Here is a 12,597-nt window from a genome sequence, read left to right on the forward strand (position 1 = left end):
TGAAGGTGGTGAGGTGAATCGAAAAAAATATTTTATGTTCAAAAACAGAAACATACGTTCTTGTTTTGGTATAATATCCTTAACAAGGAGGTGAAAAATGACAATGGAAAATCAAACACATTATAAAACTCTTCAGATTTGGATTAAAAAAGGGCATCGTATGTATTCTTATTTTCAAGAATCTTGCCAAAATGCTAAGAATATGTACAACACGACAAACTTTTATATACGACAAGTGTATACAGGTTTGACACAAGATAAGGAGTTGCAACCTTTACAAAAAGAAGTTTTGGATACGATTTCTAAAAACATAGGGAAGATGAATGATACGCAACTTCTTTCCTATCAAAAGAAATTGGAAAAAGAGAAAACAAAACCAAAAGAAAAACAAAAAAAGTGAAATGTAATTTGTTTTCAGAACCAACTACAGAAAAACCTTATGTAGATTATAATTTTCTGGATGCATTATTTAAAGTGATGATTCAGAATGATTATCGTGCTTTGCCTACGCAATCTAGTCAATCAATCATGAAAAATGTATTCCAAAATTGGAAGTCTTTTTTTGCTGGTTTAAAAGATTATAAAAAGAATCCAAATAAATATACTGGAAGACCTAGAATTCCAAAATATATTCGTTCTTCTGAAAAAGAGATTCTGTATACAAATCAAGATTGTGTCATTAAAAATGATAAGTTTTTAAAGTTTCCAAAGACAAAATTGCAATTAAACATTGGGAAATTAGGGTTTACTGAAGGTAAATTGAAGCAAGTTCGTGTCATTCCAAAATACAATGAGTATGTAGTGGAATTGGTGGTAGATGTTCCTTCAGAACAACAATCCGTTGAAGAGAATGGGCGTTATATGAGTATTGATTTAGGTATTGATAATCTTGCAACCATTGTAACAAACACAGGTATGAAACCTGTACTTGTTAAGGGCAAACATGTCAAAAGCATAAATCAATATTACAATAAAATGAAGAGCCATTTTACAAGTGTTCTCAGGAAAGGTAAACAAACAAAGGAAGGACCTTTTACTTCTAAAAGAATAGAAAAACTTCACCAAAATCGTTATCTGAAAATAAAGGACATCTTCCATAAAGCTAGTCATCATATTGTAAAACTAGCTCAAGAAGAGGAAGTTTGCAAAATCGTTATTGGTCAAAACAAAAGTTGGAAGCAAGAAACGAATATGGGAAAGAAAAATAACCAAACGTTTTGCCATATCTCGCATAGTGTATTGATTCAAATGATTACATACAAAGCAAATGCAGTAGGCATTCAAGTTATTGTAACCGAGGAATCTTACACATCAAAAGCAAGTTTTCTAGATAATGACTTTATTCCAACGTATGGAACAAATGACCAAAATGCAACGTTTTTAGGAAAACGAATGAAGCGTGGTATGTATCGTTCTGCAAAAGGAATCGAAATCAACGCAGACGTAAATGCTGCGGCTAATATTTTACGAAAAGTAGTCCCGAATGCATGGACAAACGGGATAGAGGGGTTAGGCGTGAAGCAGCTCGCTAGTGTGTTAACTCCACTGACGTTAATCGTCCGTTAGGTCGAAACGTTAGAAACCCCCACTTCAAGCTTTGCTAAGTGGGGGAGTATTCATTTAAAAAATCTTTGCCTCAATATAAAGAATTGTCCAAGCCTTCTCTAGTAATGTACATATACTAACATGAACTTACAAAATCTATTTCTTATAAAAGAAAGGAGCTCAACATGTCGAGAAACTATCGGAAGCATGACCAGGAGGAAGAATCTACTTCAAATTGTAAAAAATATTATAATAAATATTATAATAAAAAATCTAACAACAATAAGTCAAACTCAACATCATCTCAAAGTTACAGCCACGGGGATATATGGGACAAACTGAGTTTGGGAGAAATATTAGCAGACAAGCATACTGCTCTATTTCGAGGAAAGAGCCAATACCAGAAGATTGATGTGCTAAAGGTGAATGATGTCAGAATGTATCTTGATGAACAATTACAATTTAGTTCTGTAGACGAGCGACTGTATCATGAAGCACTTGTTCACCCTGCAATGGCATTAGTAGATTCCCCAGAATCTGTTCTCATTTTAGGAGGCGGGGATGGTCTTGCATTAAGAGAAGTTTTAAAATATAAAACGGTTCGCCGCGTCGATCTTGTCGATTTGGATGAAGAAGTTATCAAAATTGCGACTCATGTGCCTGAAATTGTCGCGTTAAACGAAAGGGCTTTTTTCGATAAGCGTGTAAATATCCATGCATACGATGCTCGAAAATTTTTACGTACGAAATCTCGCAAATATGACGTGATTATTATCGACTTCCCAGACCCTGCAACCGAGACATTAAGTCAGCTATATACAAAAGAATTATTTTCTGTTGTATCTAGCTTCCTTACGAAAGGTGGAGCGTTCGTCTGTCAATCCAACTCACCAGAAGATGCACCACTTACCTATTGGAGCATCGGCCGAACAATTCGCAGCACTGGATTAACAGTTGCAAGCTATCATACAATCGTTCCTTCTTTCGGAAACGATTGGGGCTTTCATATCGCGACCAATTCTTCCTCCATTATGCGCAATAGAAACCCATTACCCGTAACCGTTCCTCATCGAACACTTCCGAAAAACCTCGCTTTATTATTTCGCTTTAGAGAAGACCTCTTAGAGGAACGGCAAAACGCAGTAATCAACACAGAGAACCAACTTATTCTACACCGTTGCTATCATGAAGATATGGAATATTAGTCTTATATAAACAGGAGGTATCATGGAGTATTCAACATTTGGAAGACATATAATGGTAGATATGTGGGAGGTAGACACTGCATTATTAAATGATCATGAATTCTTACAACAACATTTAGTCATGGCAGCCAATATGTGCGGTGCAACTGTATTATCAGTAGACTCCAAAACATTCGAACCATCTGGAGTTACAATATTAGTTTTACTATCGGAAAGCCATATCTCTATTCATACGTATCCAGAGAAACAGTTTGCAGCTATTGACTGCTATACGTGTGGAACAAAGGTAGACCCGCAACAAGCCATCGATTATATATTGCCTATACTCAATCCGAAGCAATTATATGTAAAACAGGTGATTCGCGGCTTAGGCGAAATCACCGTCATTAACTAAACGATCAACACGCCAAATGATTTTCACACCTAGCGTGTTTTGTCCCGCATTAACGAGCAGTAAGACCCCCACCTCAAGATTCAGAGAAAAGCGAAGAATCTTGAGGTGGGGGATCACTGCCCGTAAATACCCGATTGGTTCAACTAACCATCAGTGAAAAAATCGCTCACTGATGAAAGTTTCACTTTATATGCTCCTTCTTATTTAATCTGGTTATTTAACCCCTCAATTTTTTTCTTCCAGTACATTGTCATTGCAAACCAAATAATGAAGTAAATAATCATAAAGCTTCCTACACATATGAAAATTGAACCTTCATGCCGTCCCCCCTTTTCCATTTCATTTTTACATAAATGTGGAAAATATAAATGGATATGTACATAAGCGGTCCCGTTATTTGTTTAACTTGCTGTTTTCTACGCATAAAAAAGACCTTGCACATGCAAGGCCTATTTCTCATCTAGCATCTTCCTATATAAATCAACAAACTCACTCGCTAGTTCCTTTATTGTTATGGCATTCATCAAGTGATCCTGGGCGTGAACGAACAGTAAGCTGAGTTCGACCTTTTCGCCGCCTGCTTCTTGTTGAATCAACGTTGTTTGCAAGCGATGCGCTTCTTTTAACTCGCTGGCTGCTTCCTGCAGCTTTTCTTCCGCTTCGAGAAGCTTTCCTTCCTTCGCAAATTGAATTGCCTCCATCGCTGAGCTTCTGGCATTTCCCCCGTGTAAAATTAAATGAAAAGCCATTGTCTCTAATGTATCCATGTCTCTCTATTGCTCCCCCTTTTCTTCTGCTAGCTTTTGTTTATCCCATATTTTTAAGAATGGAAAGTAGATTAGAAACGCTAAGCAGAAGTTTACTAACTGCATAACAATTCCTGAAATCTTGCCGCCCGTTGCTAAATAACCGCTAAAAATAATCGGTGTTGTCCACGGTACAGCTGCTCCGCTTGGCCGCGCGGCAAGGCCCCATTCCATCGCAAAGTACGTCACAATCGTTAAGACAACAGGAACTAGAATAAATGGAATGAGAAGAAGCGGATTTAATACAATTGGCATCCCAAAAGTCACCATTTCATTAATATTAAAAATACCTGGTGCGATTGATAATCTGCCCAAGCTTTTTAACTGCTGACTTTGTGCGAATAATAACATCGCGATAACGAGTGCCAGTGTTGCACCAGACCCTCCCATATAAATCCAAAGATCAAAAAATTGCTGTGTAACCGTATTTGGTAAAGTATGCCCAGCTTGAAAGGCAACGCGGTTTTGATCCATTAATGAGAGCCAAATTGGACCCATAACTCCGCCAACAATTGCCGCTCCGTGAATTCCGCATGCCCATAATACATGAACAAGAATAACAGCGACCACAGCTCCAAACAAACTAGCACCAATTTCACTAAGCGGCGCTTGTAATAATTGTCCAACAATATTATGAATACTTCCAAATGAAGTATGTTCCATCATTAATCGTAAAATCCAAACAACTGTTACGACAATAAAACCAGGAATAAGTGCAGTAAACGAACGAGACACAGCAGGCGGTACTGTTTCTGGCAGTTTAATAACAATATTCTTCTGTATAAAGACGCGATATATTTCTGTAGATATAAGTGCTAAAATCATTGCCACAAATAACCCTTGGCTTCCCATAAGTACAGCTGGAATAACGCCTTCTACTATAATACTTTCCTTTGTTCCTTCTATAATATGAGAAACTTGAAATGGCGTTGCGAGTAAGAAAGACACAAGCGATAACGCTCCTGCAGCTAATGCATCCACTTTATACTGCTCCGCCAATCTGTAAGCGATTCCAAAAGCAGCAATTAAAGACATGATACTAAATGTTGCGCTAACTGGATACCCTAATGCTTTTTGCCAATCATCGCCAAACAAATTAGCCATAAATTCATGATATCCAGGGATCGGCAAAGCACTAATAATTAAGAAAAAAGAGCCGATAATTAAGAAAGGCATCGTTAAAATAATTCCGTCTCGAATAGCTTGTAAGTGGCGCTGCTCCGCAATTCTTCCAGCTATAGGCATAACGTATCTCTCTAAAAACCCCGTCATCTTCTCCACTCTCCTTATGACTTCATTGACAATGCTGCTTGTAACACCGCTTCCCCGTTACAAAGTCCGTAGTGTACAGATTGAATGACATCAACAGGTATTCCTTTCTCTTTACATAGTTCTTTCATTTTCGGTAGCAGATAACGCACTTGTGGACCGAGTAGTAATACATCAGCTTCATCGATATGATTACGCACTTCCGATCCAGATACAGCCCAAATTTTTGCCTCTATACCTTGTGCCTGTGCTGCTTTCTCCATCTTCGTAACTAGCAAACTCGTTGACATACCAGCAGCACAGCAAAGTAAAATGTTCATACGATGCCCCCTTTCTTAGCCCACTCTTTACAACTGTCCATAATCATTTTAGGCATCTCCCATGATTATTAGTTGAATCAATCGGGGCACATGCCAATACTTATCTCCCACCTATTTTCTTTAACTTCTCAAAACTTGAAGGCAGGAGTCTTACCGCATGCGGGCAGCGGAATAAGTTTAAGTTAACCTATGTATATGTCTAGGGTAATTTTCGTATGACGAGCATACCAACAAAAATCCCCTATTCACGCTATTCTCTCTATCAACGAGCGAATCCATCTAATAGATGAAATTCCCATCAATTGGAGGATCTTCAAATCTCATTTCTTTCTACTAAACTTTAAGGTTGGAATTGAACATGAATTCCTTTAATATAGAAGCGATTCTCGTGATTTTCGCTAGAAGGATTTTTTCTATTACATATACAATGTATGCGCTGTCACTAAATTGTTACAAGTTTCACAAAGTGGCTATATTACAATCCTCTCTCCTGTACTATAATCATGTATGGAATAGGAGATGATAACAATGACACAAAATGCCCCTGAGTTTAAAGTACTACAAAGCATTGCCTTTCTAGCTGTTGTTTTGCAAAGTTCATTACTATATACCATGAATCAAGGAAATTTAGCGATTGAGCAGTCTATTATTATCGGCATGCTATTTAATCTAGCAAAATTTTCTGCTCCGGCATTTATTTTTATTGTCGGCTTTCATCTTATTAGTCAATATACAAAACAAATGTTATATACACAGTACATTTATGAAAAAACAACAAACTTGCTTGCGCCATATTTTTTTTGGTCCATTGTCTACTTATTTACGGCGAAACAGATACCATCACTATGGGAAATTATTCGTAGCCTTCTACTCGGAACAGCAGCACCTCATCTTTGGTATGTTGTTATGATGTTTCAAATTCATTTATTGTTCCCGCTTCTTTGTCTCGTCTTTCATTGGTTTCATAAACGTAGCCATAACAAGAAAGATGTATATCGGTACACATTTGCCTTTGCTCTTATTTATTTTCTATTAATGTGGTTCTCTTCCCACTATATTTTTAACGGAGAGAAATTAACAAAATTTACTGCGTTGCATTATACAGATCGCTCTTTCTTATTCTATTCCTTCTACTTTGTTATGGGAGGAATTGCAGCAGTTGCTCTGCGTGCTTGGCGTATATTTGTGTTTAAACACATACCGCTTTTTACAGCTTTATTTTTCGCTTTATTTCTATTCATTAATTATCAACTCTTTAATTTTTACGGCGCAAATACGATTCGACTTACAGTTGTAACGTACTTAAAACCATCTATGTTTGTATACATCGTCTGTGAAATTATAATTTTATATGCGTTATCTGTAACAATTGCACAGTATCGTACTCTTTTATATAAAGGACTTCGATTTATCGGGAATTTTACGTACGGAGCTTATTTGGCACACTTTTTCTTTTTAAATATAAGTGTCAAACTATTGTCTTCCTTTGCATTGCCAGCTAACTCTATTCTTTATAGCATATGCTTATTTAGCTGCACAGCAATTTTATCTTTAGGAACAATCATTGTGTTTAGCTATATTCCGTTTCACAAATGGATTACAGGTCCGACTCCTTCACTTTCTTTGCAGCGACCATTTTAAGCACTAAAAGATAAGGGTGGATTGTTATTTTCTATCTACTCTACTTGATAGATTCATTTCTTCTGTTCAATTATTGACTTTTGAGAATCAATCCAAAGCATTATAAATGAAAGCCATCTTAATAGGAGATTTTAAAATGGTTTTTATTTATCCCGTATTAACGAGCAGTAAGACCCCCACCTCAAGATTCAGAGAAAGCAAAGAAGATAGGTGGGGGATAACTGCCCGTAAAAGCCCGATTGGTTCAACCAACCATCATAATAAAAAAGCAATCTTTTCAGATTGCCTTCTTCACTAATATGAGATTCAGTTATCCAATCACTATGAATGGATATTTACACACTTTCTTTCGCTGGTCGATATAGTGCTTGTACGAGACGATCATATTCACGTCGCGTAATTTCCTTATTGTATAACTTCAACAATAAATCTTTATGCTCTTTCGAAAATGCCATCTTTTTAATGACTTCTGGATACATGAAAACTTTCCCTCCGTTTCATGAAAACGACTAAATCCAGTGCACATCCGCATTTTTTCCTTACAGTGTGTAAAGAAATTTCGCAAAACAGAACTTGCGTTCGCATAAAGCATTATAAAATATTTTTCCTCAAAGCACAATTCTAAAATAAAAATTTTTATTTTCTGAAGATTTCAACATTATAATATCATAATCTCTCCTAAAATACATATATATTTTTTTGTCATTTTTTTGAATAAAATTTCCATGTCAGTAAGAAAATAATGGCAAAAACGAAGAGGAGTAGAAACATGGATACTGTTACACTATCGCGCGCTTTCTTTGGATCGTCGTTAGCCTTCCATATTATTTTTGCAACACTTGGAATCGGACTTTCCTTAATGATTTTTATAAGTGAAGTGTTATATCACTGGAAGAAGGACTCCGATTACTCTGTGATGGCAAAAAGATGGACGAAAGCATTTGCGATTCTTCTTGGTGTTGCCATTCCAACAGGAACAATTGTAGGCGTCCAAATTTCCTTGCTTTGGCCTGGTTTTGCGAAAATTGTTGGACAAGTCATTTCCGTCCCATTTCAAATTGAGATTTTCGCCTTCTTCCTAGAAGCATTGTTCATGTCCATTTACGTCTATGCTGCAGACAAATTACCACCATTCATGCGATTAATATCGCTCTTTTTTGTTATGCTCGGCGCGACTGCATCCGCTGTACTCATTACATCAGCAAATACGTGGATGAATACACCAGCTGGATTTTCAATGGCACCGGACGGCTCTGTCTATAACGTCAATCCTTGGAAAGCCTTTTTTAATCCAAGCTTTTTCACAAGTTCCGTTCATGTTGTCATTACCGCCTATGCAACAGGAGCTGCTGTCATTGCTTCTATCGCTGGCTTTAAATTATTAAAACGAAATAAAAGTGCACGGGAGATTGCTTATCATAAAAAAGGATTGTACTTAGGTCTTATGGTCACATTCATTACAGGCGCGATTATGTGGGTTTCTGGACATGAATCTGCGATTGGACTTCATGAGCACTCACCAGAGAAACTGGCAGCAGCAGAAGCATTATTTCATACGCAGTCACATGCACCACTAGCCGTTGGAGGCGTTCTCGATCCAGAAACACACGAATTAAAATATGCCATTGAATTCCCAAACATGTTAAGTATGTTAGTTGGTTTTTCTCCAAATACGGTTGTAAAAGGATTAAATGAATTTTCACCAGACACGTGGCCTCCTTTTTACACCCATTTATTCTTTGACTTAATGGTCGGAGCAGCTACATTTTCATTCGCCGTCGCTGCAATTGCACTTGGATATTGGTACTTCATTTACCGAAAAAAAGGCGGGCAATTGCCAAAATGGCTGCTAGGGGCAATCGCTGCGGGCGGTCCGATTATGCTTCTCGGCATTGAATGTGGCTGGATTTTCAGCTGTAGCGGACGGCAGCCTTGGACGATTTACGGTTTTCAACGTACAACAGATGCTGCAACGCGCGCCGACTTTGTTGGGCCATTATTTGTCGTATTTGTCGTACTTTACATTGCACTTGGCATCTTAACTGTCTTCGTATTACGAACATTCTTTAGGCGCCATCCATTGAAGCAAGACTTACAACCGAACGGAGGGGACTCACATGCCTGAAGCAAGCATTGCTATTATCATTCTCTGGGCTGTCGTCTTTGTATACAGTATTTTAGGTTCAATTGATTTTGGGGCCGGCTTTTGGGGGATGGTGTATGCAAAGCATCCAACACTTGCCGGAAAACTTGCTAATCGCTATTTGTCCCCAACATGGGAAGTTACAAATACATTTCTAGTCTTTGTCGTTGTTGCGTTTCTCGGCTTCTTTCCAAAAGCTGCATTTACACTCGCAACCGCAATGTTTTTACCTGTTACCTTAATTCTCATACTCGTTACAATTCGTAGTACTTTTATGGTGTTTTCTTATTCCTTGCCAAAGTATGAGCGTATAATGCGCATTATTTCGGGCATTACCGGTCTATTAATTCCAGCTCTCTTAATTACAGTTCTTCCTGTAACAGAAGGAGCCTTCATTACCACTACTGGTGGCAAAGAAACATTATTATATGGAAAGTTATTATCAAGTCCAGTCGTATACTGGTACATGCTCTTTGGTTTAACATCAGAACTCTTTTTATCAGCGCTCTTTCTCGCTGATTTTGCTAGAGAACAAGGATCCGAAGATACATATCGTGTCTACCGGAGAAACGCCATCGTGCTCGGTCCTGCAACGCTTGTCACCGCCATCGTCGCACTTGTCGTAATGGAGCCAGAAACACATTGGCTCATGGAAGGATTAATTAAACAATTCAAATGGTTTACAATCTCGATCATCTTTTTTATCATTGGCTATTCTTCCCTTTGGTGGACAAACCAAAAACATGAAACACTCGGCTGGCCGCGCATTGCTGTTCTTTCTGTCGTTGCCCAATATGGATTTGCAAGCTACGCTTACGGCGTTGCACACCTTCCGTATATTATTTATCCAGAAGTAACTGTATTCACAAGTTTTACAACGAAAGAAACGTTTTATGCGCTGCTCATTCTCTATGCAGTCGGTATCGCAATACTATTACCAGGCTTCATCTTCTTCTGGAACTTATTCTTGAAAGATCGAACTTTTTTAAAGTAAAGTGAAACTTCCTATCGTGAGACGCTTTTCCTCACGATAGGTTAGTTGAACCAATCGGGTCCTTACGGCTGGTTTGCTCTTCTTCTTGCGTTCACTTCTTACCAGCCGTTTGGGCGGGGTAAAGTAAAACTTCCTCAACGAACGGTTTTCTCGTTGAGGATTAGTTGAACCAATCGAGCCCTTACAAGCAGCATTACAAATACCCATACTGATAACAAATTTCTTAGTCAAACATCATCTACCATGAAATAAGTAGCATATTTTCATCCACGTCTACCTACCAAAAGAAAACTAGGTAGATGTATATAAAAGCTTTTCTATTATAAATACCTAATAGGCACATACTGGATATGTGCCTATTTTCATTTAGAATCCCTTATATACGATGTCTTTTCCTCAAAACACCAAACGCACATATTTACAATAGTTAGTGTAATGCCCCATACCTTCTTTTAAGAATATGAATATGATTAAGTAGAAAGTCGTGGACAAGTCGAATTGTTCTTGTTCAAATTCAAGAATCAAGAAGGGCAGGCTAGCTATGGGTATTGAAATTTGGATTACACTTTTTGTTTTTGTCATCACCATGGTCGTTATATTTTGGCGGCCAGGAGGAATAAACGAAGCATGGCCAGCTGCAATTGGGGCGGCGATTATCATTATTACCGGTCTTGTATCACGCAGCGACCTTGCCGATATTATTAGTAAAATCGGCGGCGCCTCTATCACCATCATCGCGACAATCGTTATGGCTGTTATATTAGAAAGTTTTGGTTTCTTCCACTGGGCAGCAGCCCGGCTCGCGAACTTAGCAAAGGGCTCCGGGCACCGTCTATATTGGTACATTCAATTACTCTGTTTCCTCATGACGCTATTATTTAATAACGATGGTAGCATTTTAATTACCACACCAATTTTAATTCTGCTTTTGAAAAACCTTCAATTAAAACCACATCAACAAATTCCATATTTATTAAGCGGTGCATTAATTGCAACTGCTTCTAGTGCTCCAATTGGCGTTAGTAATATCGTAAATTTAATCGCATTAAACATCGTTCATATGACACTCTATATGCATACAGCAATGATGTTCGTACCTGCAACGTTAGGGCTTATCTTTATGTCATGGCTCATGTATCTAGTTGTGAAAAAGAAATTACCGGAAAAACTACCAACATCCGCTTATGATATTGAAGAAGCCTTTTTCACAAAACACTTTCATCCATTAAAGGGGAAAGATTCTGTTGATACGAAAAGCAAACGCACAAAATTTATGTTAAAAGTGTTACTGTTCGTCTTCCTTATGCGTTGTCTTCTTTTCGTTGCCTCATTCTTTGCAATTCCGATTGAAATTGTTGCCGTACTTGGCTCTCTCGTTCTGCTCGTATGGAGATGGTATTACTTACGAACAAATCCAGTCGATATATTAAAAAAGACACCGTGGCACATTCTCGTATTCGCTTTTTCCATGTACGTCATTATTTACGGACTTCATAATGCTGGATTAACAGCTTGGCTGGTACAAATATGTGAGCCAATCGTAAATCAAAGTTTATTACATGCAAGTTTTATCATGGGTGGTCTCGTTTCAATTCTATCAAACTTCTTTAACAACCATCCTGCCTTAATGATTGGAACCATTACCTTAACAGAAATGGGATTAGATCCTGTTACCCTCAAAACAATCTACCTTGCAAACATCATTGGCAGCGATATGGGATCATTGTTACTACCAATCGGTACACTTGCTTCTCTTATTTGGATGCATATCCTAAAGCAAAATAAAATCAAAGTAAAATGGAAAGATTACTTGAATGTCTCCTTAATTGTCATTCCACTCACAACAATCGTAACACTCTTCCTCCTCTTCTACTGGGTGCAGCTCGTTTTTGCTCGTTAATAAAACACCTTATAGGGACCCTCCAAAATATATACGGAAGGTTCCTATTTCTATTAATACTAACGCTCCGTAAATCGGTGACAGAGATAAGGCGGAATCCCCGCCTCGGGAAGAATAAAAGCCAAGATAAAATAAGCAAGCAACATGCATGATGTAATCATAAAGAAAAACGATAATTTCGGGTACCACTTCTTCGCAAATGAATATACAGAAAGGCCAAAACTACCAAACACAAGAAATAACGTGCTGACAGCTGTTATGATAATATCCATTTGTTTCTCATAATTCGGTGACAATAAAAAAACGAATGTAACAACAAAAAGAATCTGTAATATAAATGCAGTAGCAGGAACAATTTTCTGTTTCATTTTTACCCCTCT

Annotated in this window: 11 protein-coding genes and 2 pseudogenes; 7 read left to right on the forward strand and 6 right to left on the reverse strand. The window is 37.8% G+C overall.

From position 1 onward, the window contains the following. The first annotated feature begins 97 nt into the window (after positions 1-97). The 3 genes and pseudogenes from NKR74_RS22465 (at position 98) to speD (ending at position 3,144) form a co-directional block, all read left to right on the forward strand. Positions 98-1,566, forward strand: a pseudogene (locus NKR74_RS22465) (RNA-guided endonuclease InsQ/TnpB family protein). Positions 1,567-1,730: 164 nt separating this feature from the next. Then, positions 1,731-2,750 carry a spermine/spermidine synthase domain-containing protein gene (locus tag NKR74_RS22470; protein WP_253630890.1) on the forward strand — a complete coding sequence of 340 codons (1,020 nt, stop codon included), beginning with the start codon at positions 1,731-1,733 and terminating at the stop codon, positions 2,748-2,750. 22 nt (positions 2,751-2,772) lie between these two features. After that, positions 2,773-3,144 (forward strand): adenosylmethionine decarboxylase, encoded by a 372-nt coding sequence (speD, locus tag NKR74_RS22475; RefSeq protein WP_253630891.1) that lies wholly within the window; start codon positions 2,773-2,775, stop codon positions 3,142-3,144. 200 nt (positions 3,145-3,344) lie between these two features. Here speD and NKR74_RS22480 read toward each other — a convergent pair. The 4 genes and pseudogenes from NKR74_RS22480 to NKR74_RS22495 form a co-directional block, all read right to left on the reverse strand. After that, positions 3,345-3,446, reverse strand: a pseudogene (locus tag NKR74_RS22480) (DUF3021 family protein); the annotation flags it as partial. 147 nt (positions 3,447-3,593) lie between these two features. Then, complete coding sequence (locus NKR74_RS22485) at positions 3,594-3,911, reverse strand: PTS sugar transporter subunit IIA (RefSeq protein ID WP_253630892.1); 318 nt, start codon at positions 3,909-3,911, stop codon at positions 3,594-3,596. Between the two features lie 6 nt (positions 3,912-3,917). After that, entirely contained in the window at positions 3,918-5,222 is a 1,305-nt protein-coding gene (gene celB, locus NKR74_RS22490) for a PTS cellobiose transporter subunit IIC (protein WP_253630893.1), read from the reverse strand. 14 nt (positions 5,223-5,236) lie between these two features. Further along, positions 5,237-5,539, reverse strand: a complete 303-nt coding sequence (locus NKR74_RS22495) for a PTS sugar transporter subunit IIB (protein ID WP_098310980.1) — start codon at positions 5,537-5,539, stop codon at positions 5,237-5,239. A gap of 528 nt (positions 5,540-6,067) precedes the next feature. Here NKR74_RS22495 and NKR74_RS22500 point away from each other — a divergent pair. Further along, positions 6,068-7,180, forward strand: a complete 1,113-nt coding sequence (locus NKR74_RS22500) for an acyltransferase (protein WP_253630894.1) — start codon at positions 6,068-6,070, stop codon at positions 7,178-7,180. A 335-nt stretch (positions 7,181-7,515) separates the two neighbouring features. Here the strand turns inward: NKR74_RS22500 and NKR74_RS22505 are convergent, their stop codons facing one another. Beyond that, complete coding sequence (locus NKR74_RS22505) at positions 7,516-7,659, reverse strand: hypothetical protein (protein ID WP_098310977.1); 144 nt, start codon at positions 7,657-7,659, stop codon at positions 7,516-7,518. Positions 7,660-7,949: 290 nt separating this feature from the next. On the opposite strand from NKR74_RS22505, the gene NKR74_RS22510 reads away from it, so the two are divergent. From NKR74_RS22510 to NKR74_RS22520, 3 genes are all read left to right on the forward strand, one after another. Then, a complete protein-coding gene (locus NKR74_RS22510; protein WP_098310976.1) occupies positions 7,950-9,305 on the forward strand; it encodes a cytochrome ubiquinol oxidase subunit I in 1,356 nt (451 codons plus the stop codon). Next, positions 9,298-10,317 (forward strand): cytochrome d ubiquinol oxidase subunit II, encoded by a 1,020-nt coding sequence (locus NKR74_RS22515; protein WP_098310975.1) that lies wholly within the window; start codon positions 9,298-9,300, stop codon positions 10,315-10,317. The genes NKR74_RS22510 and NKR74_RS22515 overlap by 8 nt, the downstream gene beginning before the upstream one ends. A 541-nt stretch (positions 10,318-10,858) precedes the next feature. Continuing rightward, positions 10,859-12,217 (forward strand): arsenic transporter, encoded by a 1,359-nt coding sequence (locus NKR74_RS22520; protein WP_253630895.1) that lies wholly within the window; start codon positions 10,859-10,861, stop codon positions 12,215-12,217. Positions 12,218-12,276: 59 nt separating this feature from the next. On the opposite strand, the gene NKR74_RS22525 is transcribed toward NKR74_RS22520, so the two are convergent. Next, a complete protein-coding gene (locus tag NKR74_RS22525; RefSeq protein ID WP_253630896.1) occupies positions 12,277-12,585 on the reverse strand; it encodes a hypothetical protein in 309 nt (102 codons plus the stop codon). Positions 12,586-12,597 lie beyond the last annotated feature (12 nt).

The sequence above is a fragment of the Bacillus sp. 3103sda1 genome, from assembly GCF_024159135.1.
Classification (GTDB): domain Bacteria; phylum Bacillota; class Bacilli; order Bacillales; family Bacillaceae_G; genus Bacillus_A; species Bacillus_A rhizoplanae.

Coding starts and splice junctions, on each gene's coding strand:
- celB (WP_253630893.1), bottom strand. CDS start 5,222: ATGACGGGGTTTTTAGAGAGATACGTTATGCCTATAGCTGGAAGAATT.
- NKR74_RS22500 (WP_253630894.1), top strand. CDS start 6,068: ATGACACAAAATGCCCCTGAGTTTAAAGTACTACAAAGCATTGCCTTT.
- NKR74_RS22515 (WP_098310975.1), top strand. CDS start 9,298: ATGCCTGAAGCAAGCATTGCTATTATCATTCTCTGGGCTGTCGTCTTT.
- NKR74_RS22470 (WP_253630890.1), top strand. CDS start 1,731: ATGTCGAGAAACTATCGGAAGCATGACCAGGAGGAAGAATCTACTTCA.
- NKR74_RS22495 (WP_098310980.1), bottom strand. CDS start 5,539: ATGAACATTTTACTTTGCTGTGCTGCTGGTATGTCAACGAGTTTGCTA.
- NKR74_RS22510 (WP_098310976.1), top strand. CDS start 7,950: ATGGATACTGTTACACTATCGCGCGCTTTCTTTGGATCGTCGTTAGCC.
- NKR74_RS22505 (WP_098310977.1), bottom strand. CDS start 7,659: ATGTATCCAGAAGTCATTAAAAAGATGGCATTTTCGAAAGAGCATAAA.
- speD (WP_253630891.1), top strand. CDS start 2,773: ATGGAGTATTCAACATTTGGAAGACATATAATGGTAGATATGTGGGAG.
- NKR74_RS22485 (WP_253630892.1), bottom strand. CDS start 3,911: ATGGATACATTAGAGACAATGGCTTTTCATTTAATTTTACACGGGGGA.
- NKR74_RS22520 (WP_253630895.1), top strand. CDS start 10,859: ATGGGTATTGAAATTTGGATTACACTTTTTGTTTTTGTCATCACCATG.
- NKR74_RS22525 (WP_253630896.1), bottom strand. CDS start 12,585: ATGAAACAGAAAATTGTTCCTGCTACTGCATTTATATTACAGATTCTT.